The sequence below is a fragment of the Enhydrobacter sp. genome (assembly GCA_025808875.1).
Classification (GTDB): Bacteria; Pseudomonadota; Alphaproteobacteria; order Reyranellales; family Reyranellaceae; genus Reyranella.
Window position 1 is genome coordinate 1754652 of sequence record CP075528.1, and the last position, 15283, is coordinate 1769934.

Below are 15283 nucleotides of genomic sequence, written 5' to 3' on the forward strand. Positions count from 1 at the left end.
CGTCGACATCGACATCTTCCGGACCGCGCGTCGGGCGCGGTCCGGAAGAACTCGAATCCCGGGATGAACGCGGGCGAGGACGCATGCTGTTCGAAGTAGCCCTCTCCGGCGTCACCCTGGGCGGCATGTACGCGCTGGTGGCGATGGGGCTGACGCTGCAATACGGCGTCGCCCGCATCATGAATTTGAGCTACGGGGAGATCCTGATCGCAGCGGCCTTCGCCGCGCTGTGGTTCTACACGGGCGTCGCGCTCAACCCGATCCTCGGCCTGGTCGTCGTGCCGCCGCTCGCCTTCGTGCTGAGCTACGCCATCTATCGCTTCCTGATGCAGCCGCTGGTGCGCCGCGCCGGCTCGCGCGACGCCCTCGAGGTCGACAGCATCCTCGCCACCTTCGGCCTGCTGTTCGTCATCCAGGGCGTCATGCTGGCAATCTTCGGCGGCGCCTACTACAGCTACTCGTTCCTCGCGGTGCCACTCAAGATCGCGGGTGCCACGGTGGCCGCCAACCGGCTGCTCGCTCTCGTCCTTGCCATCGTGATCGGCCTCGGCCTCTATCTCGCGCTCACGCGAACGCGGCTCGGCACGGCAGTGCGCGCCGTTGCCGTCGATCCGGTGGCCGCGCAACTCGTCGCCATCGACGTGCGCACCGCCTCGGCGCTGGCCTTCGCTCTCGGCGGCGCGCTGGTCGCGGCGGCGGGCGTTCTGGTTTCGATGTTCCTCACCTTCAACGCCAATCTCGGCGTGGTCTTCACGTTGAAGGCACTGGTGGTGGTCATCATGGGCGGCGTCGGCAACCTGCTGGGCGCGCTGATCGCCGGCCTGATCCTCGGCCTGGTCGAGAACTCGGTCGCGGTCTTCGTCGATCCCGGCCTGACGCTCGCCGCCACCTACGCCATCTTCCTGCTGGTCCTGCTGCTGCGGCCGCAGGGCCTGCTAGGCAAGGCGAACCGATGAAGGCTCCCATTGCCGCCCTGTCCCCCATCGCCGCCCTGATCGCCGTCGCGGCGCTGGCGTGCGTGCCCTGGCTGGTCGGCGACTACGGCCTCTCGCTCGCGATCAACATCGTGAGCTACACGGTGCTCGCCACGGCCTGGAGCCTGTTCTCGGGGCCGACGCGCTACGTTTCCCTCGCGACGGTCGCCTTCTTCGGCATCGGCGCCTACACAACGGCCGTCTTCGCCGAGACGCTGGCCTGGCCGCTCGTGCTGCTGATCGCCGGCGTCGTGGGGATCGTCGTGGCCGGCCTCGTCGGCCTGTCGACGCTTCGCCTCAGCGGCGTCTATTTCGTCATCTTCAGCTTCGGTCTCGCCGAGCTGATCCGCCAGCTCGTCACCTGGTACGAGGTGAACGTCACGCGCACGCTCGGCCGGTACGTCTTCACCGACATCGGAGCGGCACACATCTATTGGCAGCTCCTCGCGCTCGGCGTGCTGGTGTTCGCCGCGGGATGGGCGATCGGCCGTTCGCGGCTGGGCCTCGCCTTGCGCGCCATCGGCGACGACGAAACCGTGGCGAGGCATGCCGGCATCGACACGACCAGGGCCAAGGTCGCCCTGTTCGTGCTCTCCACCGTGTTCATGACCCTCACCGGCGCCATCATGGCGCCGCGCTGGACCTACATCGATCCCGCCATCGCCTTCAATCCGGTGCTGTCGTTCACCGTGCTCATCATGGCGCTGCTGGGCGGCGTGCACCGACTCTACGGGCCGGTGCTGGGCGTCGTGCCGCTCGCCCTGCTGTTCGAGTACCTGATCGCGGGCTTCCCCAACCATTTCAGCATCATGGTCGGCGTGGTCTTCATCGTGATCGTCTACCTGATCCCGAAGGGGGTGGTCGGGCTGGTCGAGCGGGTGGCGAGGAAGCCGGCATGACGGCGCTCCTGGAAGTCGAGGGCCTGACACGCCGCTTCGGCGGGCTCGTCGCGGTCGATTCGCTGGGCTTCACCGTGAACGCGGGCGAGATCGTCGGCCTGCTGGGTCCCAACGGGTCGGGCAAGACCACGGTGCTCAACCTCCTGTCGGGAATGCTGCGGCCGGATGCGGGCGCGGTGTCGCTGCGAGGCCAGGCGATCGCCGGCAGGCCCTCCTATCGCATCGCGCGGCTCGGCGTCGCGCGGACCTTCCAACTCGTTCGGCCGCTCGCCTCGCTGTCCTGCCGCGACAACGTGCTGACGGGGCTCGCGTTCGGGCGGGGCAACCGGTGGGGAACCGCGGCGCGAGCGGAGGCGGACGCGTTGCTCGACCGGGTCGGCCTCGCGCGGGCGTGCGACGCGCTGCCGGGCGAGCTGACCTACATCGACCAGAAACGCCTCGAGCTCGCGCGCGCGCTGGCGCTGCAACCCGAATTGCTGCTGCTCGACGAATGGCTGGCCGGTCTCAATCCGACCGAGCTCGAGGACGGCATCCGGCTGATCCACGGCCTGAATGCCGAGGGCATCACGATCCTGCTCGTCGAGCACGTGATGGACGCCATCCGGTCGCTGTGCCGGCGCTGCCTGGTCATGAACACGGGACGCCTGATCGCGTCGGGCTTGCCGGCCGAGGTGCTTGCCGATGCCGAAGTGGTGCGGGCCTATCTCGGCGAGGACGGCGATGCTTGAAGTCGTGCGCCTCTCCGTCCAGTACGGCAAGCATCGCGCCGTCGACAAGGCGGCACTGTCGGTGGGCGCCGGCGAGATCGTGGTGATCCTGGGCGCCAACGGCGCGGGCAAGTCGTCGCTGCTCAAGGCGGTCGCGGGCTTGCAGGCGCCGGGTGCGCAGGCGTCGGTGGCGCTGGCGGGCCGCGAACTCGTCGGACTGCCGGCGCATTCCATCGTCGAGGCCGGCCTTGCGCTCGTGCCCGAGGGGCGCGGCATTTTCAGCGAGATGACCGTGCGCGAGAACCTGCTGCTCGGTGCCTTCGCGCGCCGCGCCCGCGCCGACGAGGCGCGCAATCGCGAGCGCGTGCTGGCGCTGTTCCCGCGCCTCGCCGAGCGGCTGGCACAGACGGCGCGGACTATGAGCGGTGGCGAGCAGCAGATGGTGGCGATCGGCCGGGCGCTGATGTCGGCGCCGCGTGTCCTGCTGCTCGACGAGCCTTCACTTGGCCTCTCGCCGCTGCTGTCGACAGAGTTGTTCCGGGCGCTCACGCGCATCCGGGACGACGGCATCTCGGTGCTGCTGGTCGAACAGAACGCGCGCAAGAGCCTGGCCATCGCCGATCGCGGCTACCTGATCGAGAACGGCCGCATCGTCGGCGCCGGCGGGGCAGTGGAGCTGGCGAACGATCCGGCCGTGCAACGCGCCTATCTGGGCGGAGCGAGGTAGCCATGGGTGTTCTGGACGGCAAGGTGTGCATCGTCACCGGCGCGGCGGGCAGTCTTGGGCAGGCCAGCGCCGAACTGTTCGTTGCCGAGGGGGCGCGGGTCATGCTCGTCGATCGCGACCGCGATCGGCTCGATTCGGTGCTGAAGGCGTTGCCCGAGGGAAGGGCGACGGCGATGCTGGCCGACGTCTCGAGCGCCGGCGACACGGCGGCCTACGTCAAGGCGACGGCGGCGCGCTGGGGCGGCATCGACGTCATCTTCAGCAATGCCGGCATCGCCGGCGTCGTCCGGCCGGTGACGGACTATCCGGAGGACGTGTTCGATTCGGTTATCGCGGTGAACCTCAAGGGTTCGTTTCTCGCCTGCAAGCATGGCCTGCCGAGGATGCGCGACGGCGGCAGCATCGTCATGACGGCGAGCGTGGTGGGCGTCACCAGCGACCCGGGGATCGCCGCCTATGCCGCGTCCAAGCATGCACTGATCGGGCTGATGCGCACGGTCGCCAAGGAGGCCGCGCCACGGCGCATCCGGGTCAACGCGGTGGCACCGGGGCCGATCGACAACGGCTTTCAGCGCGACATCGAACGGGGATTGACCGCAGCGCTCGGTACCGACGGCGGCAAGTTCCTCGATTCGGTGATCCCGCTGCACCGGCACGCGACCGCCGCGGAGGTCGCCCAGTCGGTGCTGTTCCTCGCCTCGGACAGGAGCGCCTTCACCACGGGAAGCGTGCTGATGGCCGACGGCGGCATGCACGTTTGAACGGGCAAGTACGGAGGACGCGATGGAATTCTGGCGCAACCTCAAGCCGGTCGAGAAGGTTTTCCAGCCCGACGCGCTACCCGAGGTTTATGTCGCCGGCGCGGCGACCGGCGACGAGCGCTACTATGTGCCCTTCACCGAGACCGTCTCTTCGCGCCCGCTGTGGATCTCGCCCAGCCAGAACAAGTGGTGCGACATCCTGATGGCCAAGGCGGCGGGCCTGGTGAACCGGCACTATCACCCCCACGAGGTGTTCGCCTACACGATTTCCGGCAAATGGGGCTATCTCGAGCACGACTGGATCGCGACCGCGGGCGACTTCGTCTACGAGACGCCGGGCGAATCGCACACCCTGGTGGCGCACGAGCATCCCGATCCGATGAAGGTCTTCTTCATCGTGAAGGGTCCCCTGGTATGGCTCGACGAGTCGGGGCAGCCCGAAGGCTACTTCGACGTTCATCAATATATCGCGCTCTGCAAGGCGCACTACGACAAGGTCGGGCTGGGCGCGGCGCTGGTCGACAAGCTATATCGCTGACGAAAACGTCGTGAACGCATGAAGTCTTCTCGTTCAGCCCCATACGGCGAAGGGACTATGTTCAGGCGAAGGAGTTCGCCATGCTGTCCTTGAAACGCAAGGAATCGTTCCCGCAGGCGGCCGGCTGGGTCGCCGCGCCGGTGAACTATCTCGCCGACCTGAGCGTCAAGCCGGTGACCTACAATCCGCCGATCGGCACGGGCATGCCGCGCCGCGAGGGCAACTATCGTTTCTTCGAGGTGCGCGTCCACGATGCCCGCCCGATCGCCGGCGACCTGTCGCTCGACCGCCAGGCCTTCAAGCTGGTCGCGCACGCCAGCCGGGTGCGCGACTTCCACGACCTGGACGAGGTGAAGGGCGCCTACTACGCGGAGGTCGAAGCGCTGGTACGGCGGGAGACCGGCGCCTCCAAGGTCGTCATCTTCGACCACACGATCCGCAACGCCGATCGCGGCGTGGAGAAGGGCGTGCGTACGCCGGTCCAGAGCGTTCACAACGACTATACGGAAAAATCCGGACCGCAGCGCGTGCGCGATCTGCTGCCGGCGGACGAAGCCGAGGCCCGCCTGAAGAAGCGGTTCGCCCAGTACAATGTCTGGCGCAACATCGCCCCCGAGCCGGTGGAAATGATGCCGCTCGGCTTAGTCGATTCGGAGAGCATCGGGCCGCGCGACCTCGCCGTCTGCGACCTCGTCTATGCCGACCGCACCGGCGAGATCTACCAGGGCGTCTACAATCCCGACCATCGCTGGTATTACTTTCCGCGCCTGACGCGCGACGAGGCGGTGCTGATCAAGGGCTACGATTCGCTGCGCGACGGCCGCGCGCGCTTCTCGCTTCACTCGGCCTTCACCGATCCGACGTCGCCGGCGGATGCCGCCCCCCGGCAGAGCATCGAGGTGCGGACCTTCGCCTTTTTCGACTAGCGCCCGTACCCGTCCGGCCCGGCCGCCATCGAGAGGATCGCGCGGGCGAGATCCCCGGGAGACTCCACCAGCCCGTCCGCTCCGGCTTCCTCGAGTTCGTCCCGGCTACCGTAGCCCCACAGCACGCCGAGACCGCGCATGCCCACGGCGTGGGCGCCGGAGATGTCGTGCCGGCGATCGCCGACCATCAGGCTGTGCGACGGCGAAAGCCCATGCTCGGCCACGACATGGGCGAGCAATTCCGGCTTGTGGTCCAGCGCGCCGCCCGGCACGGAGCCATGGATGCCGTCGAAGAACGCGGTCAAGCGCAGATGGTCGAGGATGCGGCTTGCGAAGATCACCCGCTTCGATGTCGCGAGATAGAGACGCAGACCGGCCCGCTTCATCTCCTCGAGGGACGTGCCGATTCCGGCATAGGGCACGCTGCCGAGAAGCCCGCTTTCACCATAGTGCAGGCGATAGGCGGCGGCGGCTTCGTCGACCCTGTCGTCGTCATGGTTGCGGAGCAGGATCTGCATGATGTCTTCCAGCGGCGGCCCGATGATGCGCCTCAACGTTGCGTCGAGGTCGCCATCCGGTTCATGCCCGAGGGTGCGCAGGGCCGCCCGGCAACTCGCCAGGATGCCGGGATGCGAATCGATCAGGGTGCCGTCGAGGTCGAGGAGGATGGCGCGGGTCATGGTCCGAGCATCGCCGACACGGCGAGTCCTTTTCAGCAGGCGTGCGCGTAATGCGCGATCGTCACGAACGGGACCAGCCCGACGGACTCGGCGAGGCGGATCGACGGAAGATTGCCTTCCTCGACCTGGTAGCGCGGCGTGAGTCTGCGATCGGCGAGCTCGGCGAGGGCCCTACGCACGACGCGGGTGGCATGGCCCCGGCGGCGATGCGACGGCACGGTGAGCACCCCGCCGACCTCCCAAACCGGATCGAAGTTCTCGAAGGCGAAGCAGGCGGAGGCGACGCCGTCGTCGCGCTCGAGCACGCAGGCGAAGGCCTTGCCATCGCGCAGCCGTGGCTCGAGCCAGCACCGTTCGTGGCCCTGCGCCTCGAGCAGGTCGAAGGTGGCGTCGTCGAGTGCCGACACGACGCGGACGACCGGCTCCGATTCGACGAGGGCAGGCACAACGGGACACGACGAGGTGAACGAGATGAACGCGGTACGCCTTGTGACGGCGAAGCGTCGCTCGACCGCGGCGAGATCGTCGGGGCGGGACAGCTTGAAGACGATGCCCGTCCGGTCCGGCAGGTGGGACAGCAGCGATGCCGTGAGGTCCGGATGGTCGCTGGCGATGAACGCCGCGATCCGGGCGTCGGGATAGGCGTGGCGATCGTAGGCGCTGGCCGAAACGTCGAGCGCGACCAGCGTGGCGGTGCCCCGGCTGCCGGTGGCGCGATGAACCCGCACATGGTCGGGAAAGGACAGCAGTTGCTTCAGCAGGACGACGTTGTGCAGCGGATCGCGCGCCAGCTCGTCGATCGTCTCGCGGACGGTGGCGCGCGCCATCACCCCGTCGTGGCGCGCGCCACCGTGTCGAGATGGTCGGCGAGCTCCTCGGGCTTGCTGTAGAACGGCGTGTGGCCACATGCCAGCTTCAGCACCTTGCACGGCGTCATCTTCACCATCTGGCGTTGCAGGCCGATGCGGATGGCGTTGTCGTGCGTGCACTCGATGTACCAGCGCGGCACCGAGCCGAAGCGCTCCTCGGTCAGGGACAGCGGCGTGGTCGAGATCACGATCGGCTGCGGGCGCAGTCGCTCGATGGCTCGGTAGCGGTCCTCGGGCGGCACGTCCTCGTAGAACAGCGCGGGCAGCTTGGCCTTGGCGAAGCTGTAGGTCGTGCCGTCGGGGGCGATCTCGCGCGAGCGGCGGAACAGGGCGTCGGGCTCGAGCGAGGTCATGTCGCGTCCGCACTTACCGTTGGGCGGCAGCAAGCCGCAGACATAGACCAGGGCCCTGAGCTTGCGCCGCCGCGCCTCGGCCACCTGGCTGATGGTGACGCCGCCCAGCGAATGGCCGACCAGGATGACCGGCTCGTCCTGCTTGTCGAGGAGCTTGGCGATCTTGTCGACGTTGTGCGCCAGCGTGACGTTGGCGGGCGGCGTTGGGTCCTTGCCGAGCGCCGGCAGGTCGGGCGCGCAGACCTTGTGGCCGCGCGCTTCCAAAAGCGGCACGACCTTCTCCCAGCACCATCCGCCGTGACAAGCGCCGTGGACGAGGATGAATCCCGCCACGCTGCTAACCTCGACCGACGACCGTGCGCGCGCCGGGCGCGGGCACGAAAAAATCCGGCATCAACGGCGTGCCGGGGGCATAGGCGTACTTGTCGAAGTCGGTCACGCCTTCGGCCTTCAGCACGTCGTCGTCGATGAAGAAATTGCCGGTGCAGGACCGCGCCGGCCGGCACAGGATGACGTGCGCGGCGTCGGCCATGATCTCGGGCTTGCGGCAACGCTTCATGCCCTCCTCGCCGCCCAGCACGTTGGCGATCGCCGCGGTGGCGATGCCGGTGCGGGGCCACAGGCAGTTGAAGGCGATCCCCTTGTCCTTGAACTCGGCGGCCATCGCCCAGGCGTAGACCGACATCGAATACTTGGCGAGCGTGTAGGCGGGATGATTGGAGAACCACTTCACCTCGAAGTCGAGCGGCGGCGACAGGTTGAGTACGTGCGGGTTGGCCGCCTTGGAGAGGTGCGGAATGCACTTTTGCGAGCACAGGAAGGTGCCGCGCCCGTTGATCTGGTGCATCAGGTCGTAGCGCTTCATCGGCGTGGCGAGCGTGCCGGTCAGGCTGATGGCGCTCGCGTTGTTGACCAGGATGTCGATGCCGCCGAATTTCGCGACCGTGTCGGCGACGGCCTTTTCGACGCTCTGCTCGTCGCGGATGTCGCAGGGCAGCGGCAGCGCCTTGCCGCCGGCCTTCTCGACTTCCTCGGCGGCGGTGAAGATCGTGCCGGGCAGGCGCGGATCGGGCTTCACCGTCTTGGCGGCGATGGCGACGTTGGCGCCGTCGCGCGCGGCGCGCAGCGCGATCGCCAAGCCGATGCCGCGGCTGGCGCCGGTCACGAACAGGGTCTTTCCAGCAAGGCTCATGGCGCACCCGAGAACTGTTGAGGGCTCTATAGCCGGGTGGGGCAGGTGCGGCTAGGGTTTCGATGACCGACAGGAGACATGCATGCAGCCGTGCCTCGAGACTGCGACACGTCTTGCCCGCGCGATACGAAACGGACGGATCGGTTCGCGTGAGGTAACCGAAGCGCATCTCGAACGCATCGCCCGGCTGAACGGGTCGATCAACGCGCTGGTCGTCGTCGATCGCGACGGCGCCCTAGAGGCGGCCAAGGCGGCGGATCGCGCCCGCGGCAGGAAGGGCGCGAAGCTCGGTCCACTGCACGGCGTCCCAATTACCCTCAAGGAGGCGTTCGACGTCGAGGGCCTGCGCACGACCTCGAGCCATCCACCGCTCAAGGACAACTTCGCCAAGACCGATGCCAGCCTTGTGGCGCGGCTGCGCGCCGCAGGTGCCGTGATCTTGGGTAAGACGAATGTCCCGGAGCTGTGCGCCGATTTCCAGACCGACAGCCCGCTGTTCGGCACGACGCGGAATCCGTGGGACGAGCGGCGTGGGGCCGGCGGCTCGACCGGCGGCGGCGCGGCGGCAGTGGCGGCGCGCCTGACGCCGCTCGAGATCGGCAGCGACCTCGGCGGCTCGGTTCGCAATCCCGCCCACTACAACGGCGTCTTCGCCCTGAAGCCGAGCGAATGGCTGGTCCCCGGCCAAGGACATGTGCCCGGCTTGCCGGGCAAGATTCGCACGCTGCGCTGGATGAACACCTACGGGCCGCTGGCGCGGTCGGTCGACGATCTCGACCTCGCCCTGCGCATCATCGCCGGCCCCGACGGCAACGAGGTCGAAGCGGCCCCGGTGCAGCTTGGTCCGACGCCCAAGCTGATGGCCAGGGGTTTGCGAATCGCGGTGCTGGAAAGCAATCCGCTCGTCAAGGTGTCGGCCGACACCGCGGACGTCGTTGCCGCAACGGTCGAGCTGCTTTCCAAAGCTGGCGCCAGGGTGAAGTACGTCGAGCCTCGGGGACTCGACTGGCGGCAGGTCTGGGACGATTGGTGCGATCTGTTCAACTATCTGGTCCATGCACTGGAGCCATGGTCGGTCCGTGAACCGATGCTTGCCGGTCTGGACTCCGCCGACCCGACGGAGCGCTCGGCGGCTCGCGCCGCGCGGCTCGACATGGCGGCGTTCCTCGCCGTGCTCGACCGGCGCGACCGCACCGTGAAGCTCTGCGAGGCGTTCCTCGACGACTACGATGCCTGGCTGATGCCGGTGATGCCGGATGCTGCCTTCGTGCACCAGAGCCAGCGCGATCCGCTGGTCATCGACGGCGTGGCGCACCCCTATTTCTTCGCCGGCACGGCCTATAACGTCCTCGCCAATCTGACGGGGCAGCCGTCGGTCGTGCTGCCGTGCGGATTTTCCAAGGAGGGCCTGCCGATCGGCGTGCAGCTCATGGGCAAGCGCTGGGGCGAGGCAAAGCTCCTGGGCGTGGCCAAGGTGCTGGAGAAGCTGTTGCCCGGGTGCCCGATGCCGCCGAACTACCGGAACTGACCGCGCCGACCGTCGTCAGTTGCCCTTGGCCTTCTCGGCGGTCGCGCGTTGGCGCGCCTGCTTGGCGTCGTCGTAGTTGGGGTCGAGTCGCAGGGCCTGGTCGTAGGACTGGATCGCCTGGTCGAACTGACGCTTGCCGAAGTATGCGTTGCCTCTCAGGTAGTAGGCCTCGGCATCGTTGGGCGACAGCCGCAGCAACTGGTCGAAGCCCTGGATCGCGAGGTCGTACTGCTTGCGGGTCAGATAGACGTCGGAGCGGTTGAACCAGGCATTCTGGTGACTCGGGTCCATCCGCAGAGCCTGGCCGTAGTCCTGGATGGCGCGATCGAGATCGCCGAGGTCCTTGTAGGAATTGCCCCGATTATTGAAGGCGTTGACGTGACTCGGATTGAGGCTGATCGCCCGGTCGTAGTCCTGGATCGAACGTTGGTACTCCTTCCGGTCGCGCCAGATGTTGCCGCGATTGTAGAAGGCGCTGGCATTGCCGGGGTTGATCGAAATCGACTGGTCGTAGTCCTGCATTGCCCGGTCGATCTGGCCCGAGCGGCGGTAGTGGATGGCGCGATTGTAGAAGGCGGTCGCGAGGTCTTCCGTCGTCTCGCGGCCGCTGCGGATGAGAGCCGAGCAGGCGGCGATCGCGGGTTCGCCTTCGCTGTGCTGGCATCGCTGCCAGTTCTCGTCGCGCGACTGAGCGAACGCTGCGCTGCATGACGTCGCCAGCGCCAGGATTGCGACCGTGATGCCCTTCATTTTCACCCCGCCCGGCGGCAACTCTGCAGCAGCCGCGCCGACGGGGTCAACAGCCGCCGCTAGGTCGTTGCAGTCAGGATGACGAGAACGGCGCGGTTCGAGACCTGCTGGCCTTCGGTCACCGATATCGCCTCGATCCGGGCGTCGATCGGCGCCTTGAGCTGATGCTGGATCTTCATGGCTTCGAGAACCACCAGCGTTTGGCCGCGTGCGACGGCATCGCCGGGGGCCACGCGGATGGCGACGATTCTCCCGTCCATGGGTGCACGCAGCTTGCCGTCGCTGCCGGCCGTGGCGGCGGCCGGCGGGGCGTAGGTCCGGTCCGTGAAGCGCACCGAATTGCCGTCGAGGTCGACCACGATGTCGGTGCCGTCGATGTGATGCGGCACGTCGATCGCGTCGGCCGGCGCGATCGCCACGCGCACCACCCGTTCGATCGCGCCAGCCGCCAGCCGTATCGGCGTCGGTTCCGGGTTGGAATTTCGCCAGCCGCGCAGGGCGGGCGGGAAGCGTCGGGCCGAATGGTGCCACAGCAGGCCGGCGGCGAGTTGCCAATCGTGCTCGGAAATCTCAGGGGCGGGGAACTCGTGCTTGCCGATGAACGACGTGGTCGCGCAGCCAGCCGCGAACTCCGGATGCTCGAGCAGGCGTATCAGGAAATGCCGGTTCGTGGTCGGTCCCAGCACCACCGTCCGCCGCAAGGCCTGGACGAGCCGCGCCCGCGCCTGCTCGCGCGTGGCGCCGTGCGCGATCGCCTTGGCGATCATTGGATCGTAGAAGGGCGAGATCGCGAATCCGTCCTTCACGCCGTGGTCGATGCGCACGCCCGGGCCGTCGGCCGGCCGCCAGACGTCTATGCGGCCGGTCTGCGGCAGGAATCCTCCATAGGCATCCTCGGCATAGAGCCGCACCTCGATGGCATGGCCGTCGAACCGGATATCCTGCTGCAGCAGGGGCAGGCGTTCGCCGCGCGCGACCCGGAGCTGCCATTCGACCAGGTCGAGGCCGGTGATCGCCTCGGTCACCGGATGCTCGACCTGCAGGCGCGTGTTCATCTCGAGGAAGTAGAAGGCGCCGTCGCTGCCCAGCAGGAACTCGACCGTGCCTGCGCCGCGATAGCCGATCGCTTTGGCCGCGGCGACGGCGGCTGCGCCCATGCGCTGGCGCAGGTCGGCGTTCACGGCCGGCGAGGGCGCTTCCTCGATCACCTTCTGATGGCGGCGCTGCACCGAGCAGTCGCGCTCGCCGAGATGAACGACGTTGCCGTGGGAATCGGCGAAGACCTGGATTTCGACATGACGTGCGTCGACGACGGCCTTCTCGAGGATCAGTTCACCGGACCCGAAAGCGCCGGCCGCCTCGGTGCGCGCAGTGCGAATGGCGTCGAGCAGGTCGCCCGTGCGCTCGACCAGGCGCATGCCGCGTCCGCCGCCGCCGGCTGCCGCCTTGACCATGACCGGCAGGCCGATCTTGCGTGCTTCCTTGTCCAGCGCCGCGTCGCTCTGGTCGGCGCCCTGGTAGCCGGGCACGCAGGGCACGCCTGTATCGATCATGCGCCGCTTGGCGGCCGCCTTGTTGCCCATCGCTTCGATGGCCGATGCGGGCGGGCCGATGAAGACGAGGCCGGTCTTCTCGCAGGCGGCCGCGAAGCGTTCGTTCTCCGAGAGAAAACCGTATCCCGGATGGACCGCGTCGGCGCCCGAGGCGCGCACCGCGTCGAGGATACGGTCGATGCTGAGATAGCTTTCGCCGACCGGCGAGGGGCCGATATGGACGGCCTCGTCGGCGAAAGTGACATGTGGCGCGTGTCGGTCGGCGTCCGAGTAGACGGCGACGGTGCGGTAGCCCATCGCCTTCGCCGTGCGCATCACGCGCCAGGCGATCTCGCCGCGATTGGCGACCAGGATCTTGCCGAAGGTCATGTCAATTTGCGTCCGTCGGCCGCGTAGTAGGCCCAGCCGGAGGCATCCTCGCGAACCGTCATGCCGATGTCGGGGTAGCGCGCGGACTCCTCGACCGTGCGGGTGCCGATTTCGATGACGCGCGCGGTCTCGGCCGAGCGATTGATGAGGTGGTGCGCATTGCCCGTGCCGGCGGGGAAGCCCGCCACCATGCCCGGGGTCAGGACGGCCTCGCCTTCGTCGGTGACCAGCACGACCTCGCCTTCGAGCACGTAGACCAGCTCGTCCTGCCGCTCGTGCGCATGGCGCTGCGACGACCAGGTGCCGGGAGCCAACTCGAGCAGATTGGCTCCGAACTGCGAGAGACCGAACGCGTCACCCAGGCGGTAACGGCGGCGTTCCCTGCAGGGGGCGTCGTGCGGCGGCGGATAGTCGGTTCCGACCTGGACGGGAAGATCGGTCGCTCGGACGGCGGTGTATTTGGTCATTCGACTGCCCATTTCGGTGGGCGCTTCTCGGCGAAGGCACGCAGGCCCTCGGCGGCCTCGGGGCTGCGGCGTGCCTCGGCGAACCTGTCGGCGGCGAAGTCGAGAACGGAGGAGAGGGGCTCGGAGCCGACCTTCATCACCACCGCCTTGGTCAGCGCATTGGCGAGCGGCGCGCAGCGATCGATCTGCTTCAGTACTTCCTCGAGCTTGGCATCGAGTGCCGCTGAGTCCCTGACCAGGTGATGAACGATGCCCAGCCGCAGCGCCTCCGGTCCCTTGAAGCGCGCGGCAGTGAGCGCGAGATGGCGGGTCTGCGGCACGCCGATACGGGCGGCGACGAAGGGCGCAATCTGCGCCGGCACGATGCCGATCGCTGTCTCGCTCATGGCGAAGCCCGCGTCCTCGGTGCAGATCGCCACGTCGGAGACGCAGAGCAAGCCGAAGCCGCCGGCGATGGCGTAGCCTTCGACCGCGGCGACAACGACCTGGGGCGTGGTGTTCACCATCTCGAGGAAGGTGCCGTACTCGCGGTTGTTGAGCGCGATCGGGTCCTTCTCGCCCGGTCGCGGCTTCTCCGCGAAGCTCTGCTCCATGTTCCTGAGATCGGCGCCGGCGCAGAAGGTGCCGCCGGCGCCGCGCAGGATCACTGCCTTGATGTCGCGCCGCTCGCGCAGGTTCTGGAACACCGTGCGCAATTCCCCGATCAGCGTCGGGTTCAGCGCGTTCTTGACCTGGGGCCGGTTCAGGGTGACGTGGAGCCGCGAGCGCTCCCGGCGCAGCAGCAGGGTCTCGTACCTGGAGGCGAACTCCGTCATGGTTTCCCCCATCAGCGGTTCTCGAGCCGCGGCAGTGTGCCCATCATCTTGGAAATGATCTGCAGCATGACCTCGTCGGCGCCGCCGCCGATCGAGGCCAGGCGGGAATCGCGGAACGCGCGGGCCGTCGGCGCCTCCCAGAGATAGCCCGCGCCGCCCCAGTATTGCAGGCAACCGTCAGAGACAAGGCGCACCATGCGACCGGCCTTCAGCTTGGCCATCGACGCCAGCATGGTGACGTCGGTGCCGTCGAGATACTCCTCGCAGGCGCGATAGCAGAGGGACCGCACCAGCTCGACCTCGGTGCGCAGTTCGGCCAGCTTGAAATGGATGATCTGGTTGTCGAGCAGCGGCCGGCCGAACACCTTGCGCTCGCGCGTGTACTCGGCCGTCTGGTCGATCAGCCGCTCCATGCCGACAACGGCCGAAATGGCGCCCCACAGCCGTTCTTCCTGGAACTGCTGCATCTGGTAGACGAAGCCCATGCCTTCCTGGCCGATCAGGTTCCGCACCGGCACCTTGACCTCGTCGAAGAAGATCTGCGCGGTATCCGAGGAACGCATGCCGAGCTTGTCGAGCTTCTTCACGACCTGCACGCCCCTCGTCTTCATCGGCAGGCAGATCAGCGACTTGTTCCTGTGCGCCGCGCCGTCGCCGGTGTTGGCGAGCAGGCACATCCAGTCGGCCTGCGTGCCGTTGGTCGTCCACATCTTGCCGCCGTCGATGACGTAGTCGCCGCCGACGCGGCGTGCCGTGGTCTTGATCGAGGCGACGTCGGAGCCGGCGCCGACCTCGGAGACGCCGAGGCAGGCGACATAGTCGCCAGCGATCGATGGCGCCAGGAACTCCTTGCGCAGCTCGTCCGAGCCGTGGCGGGCCAAGGCAGGGGTGGCCATGTCGGTCTGCACGCCGATCGCCATCGGCACCGAGCCGCAGTGGATGTGGCCGAGCTCCTCCGCCATGACCATGGCGTAGGAATAGTCGAGGCCCATGCCGCCGTACTCGACCGGCTTGTTGATGCCGAGCAGGCCGGCATAGCCGAGCTTCTTGAAGACCTCGTGGGCCGGGAAGATGCAGTCTTCCTCCCACCGGTCGACATGCGGGTTGATGTCCTTGTCGATGATGGTCCGCAGGGTCCGGCGAATCTCTTCATGCTCCTGCGTGAACTGCACGAC

The 15283-nt window shown here is 67.7% G+C and carries 17 protein-coding genes; 8 read left to right on the plus strand and 9 right to left on the minus strand.

Going from position 1 to position 15283, the window contains the following annotated elements; all coding sequences use genetic code 11:
* Positions 1-83: 83 nt before the first annotated feature.
* The 7 genes from KIT25_08790 to KIT25_08820 all read left to right on the plus strand — a co-directional run bounded on the left by KIT25_08790 (position 84) and on the right by KIT25_08820 (position 5532).
* Positions 84-956, plus strand: coding sequence for a branched-chain amino acid ABC transporter permease (locus KIT25_08790; protein UYN97007.1), 873 nt, complete (start codon positions 84-86; stop codon positions 954-956).
* Positions 953-1873, plus strand: coding sequence for a branched-chain amino acid ABC transporter permease (locus KIT25_08795; GenBank protein ID UYN97008.1), 921 nt, complete (start codon positions 953-955; stop codon positions 1871-1873). The genes KIT25_08790 and KIT25_08795 overlap by 4 nt, the downstream gene beginning before the upstream one ends.
* Entirely contained in the window at positions 1870-2601 is a 732-nt protein-coding gene (locus KIT25_08800) for an ABC transporter ATP-binding protein (GenBank protein ID UYN97009.1), read from the plus strand. The genes KIT25_08795 and KIT25_08800 overlap by 4 nt, the downstream gene beginning before the upstream one ends.
* Positions 2594-3307, plus strand: coding sequence for an ABC transporter ATP-binding protein (locus KIT25_08805; protein ID UYN97010.1), 714 nt, complete (start codon positions 2594-2596; stop codon positions 3305-3307). The genes KIT25_08800 and KIT25_08805 overlap by 8 nt, the downstream gene beginning before the upstream one ends.
* Positions 3308-3309: 2 nt before the next feature.
* Positions 3310-4068 (plus strand): SDR family oxidoreductase, encoded by a 759-nt coding sequence (locus tag KIT25_08810; GenBank protein UYN97011.1) that lies wholly within the window; start codon positions 3310-3312, stop codon positions 4066-4068.
* Positions 4069-4090: 22 nt separating this feature from the next.
* Entirely contained in the window at positions 4091-4606 is a 516-nt protein-coding gene (locus KIT25_08815) for a 2,4'-dihydroxyacetophenone dioxygenase family protein (GenBank protein UYN97012.1), read from the plus strand.
* 80 nt (positions 4607-4686) lie between these two features.
* Positions 4687-5532, plus strand: a complete 846-nt coding sequence (locus tag KIT25_08820) for a hypothetical protein (protein ID UYN97013.1) — start codon at positions 4687-4689, stop codon at positions 5530-5532.
* Here KIT25_08820 and KIT25_08825 read toward each other — a convergent pair.
* From KIT25_08825 to KIT25_08840, 4 genes are read right to left on the minus strand one after another with little or no spacing between them, the layout of a single operon-like run.
* On the minus strand, positions 5529-6212 hold the full coding sequence (locus KIT25_08825; protein UYN97014.1) for an HAD hydrolase-like protein: 684 nt from the start codon (positions 6210-6212) through the stop codon (positions 5529-5531). The two genes, KIT25_08820 and KIT25_08825, sit on opposite strands and share 4 nt — an antisense overlap.
* Before the next feature lie 32 nt (positions 6213-6244).
* Positions 6245-7039: a GNAT family N-acetyltransferase gene (locus tag KIT25_08830; protein UYN97015.1), complete on the minus strand. Its 795-nt coding sequence runs from the start codon at positions 7037-7039 to the stop codon at positions 6245-6247.
* Entirely contained in the window at positions 7039-7767 is a 729-nt protein-coding gene (locus KIT25_08835) for an alpha/beta fold hydrolase (GenBank protein UYN97016.1), read from the minus strand. Before KIT25_08835 ends, KIT25_08830 begins: the two co-directional genes overlap by 1 nt.
* Before the next feature lie 4 nt (positions 7768-7771).
* Positions 7772-8626, minus strand: a complete 855-nt coding sequence (locus KIT25_08840; protein ID UYN97017.1) for an NAD(P)-dependent oxidoreductase — start codon at positions 8624-8626, stop codon at positions 7772-7774.
* A gap of 82 nt (positions 8627-8708) precedes the next feature.
* Here KIT25_08840 and KIT25_08845 point away from each other — a divergent pair, with 82 nt between their 5' ends.
* On the plus strand, positions 8709-10154 hold the full coding sequence (locus KIT25_08845) for a hypothetical protein (protein UYN97018.1): 1446 nt from the start codon (positions 8709-8711) through the stop codon (positions 10152-10154).
* Between the two features lie 15 nt (positions 10155-10169).
* On the opposite strand, the gene KIT25_08850 is transcribed toward KIT25_08845, so the two are convergent.
* Genes KIT25_08850 through KIT25_08870 form a run of 5 tightly spaced genes read right to left on the minus strand, consistent with a single transcriptional unit; the run spans position 10170 to position 15280 of the window.
* Positions 10170-10904, minus strand: coding sequence for a tetratricopeptide repeat protein (locus tag KIT25_08850; GenBank protein UYN97019.1), 735 nt, complete (start codon positions 10902-10904; stop codon positions 10170-10172).
* Between the two features lie 59 nt (positions 10905-10963).
* Positions 10964-12826: an acetyl-CoA carboxylase biotin carboxylase subunit gene (locus tag KIT25_08855; protein ID UYN97020.1), complete on the minus strand. Its 1863-nt coding sequence runs from the start codon at positions 12824-12826 to the stop codon at positions 10964-10966.
* Positions 12823-13293: a cupin domain-containing protein gene (locus KIT25_08860; protein ID UYN97021.1), complete on the minus strand. Its 471-nt coding sequence runs from the start codon at positions 13291-13293 to the stop codon at positions 12823-12825. Before KIT25_08860 ends, KIT25_08855 begins: the two co-directional genes overlap by 4 nt.
* Complete coding sequence (locus KIT25_08865) at positions 13290-14108, minus strand: enoyl-CoA hydratase/isomerase family protein (protein ID UYN97022.1); 819 nt, start codon at positions 14106-14108, stop codon at positions 13290-13292. Before KIT25_08865 ends, KIT25_08860 begins: the two co-directional genes overlap by 4 nt.
* Before the next feature lie 11 nt (positions 14109-14119).
* Complete coding sequence (locus tag KIT25_08870; protein ID UYN97023.1) at positions 14120-15280, minus strand: acyl-CoA dehydrogenase family protein; 1161 nt, start codon at positions 15278-15280, stop codon at positions 14120-14122.
* Positions 15281-15283: the final 3 nt, after the last annotated feature.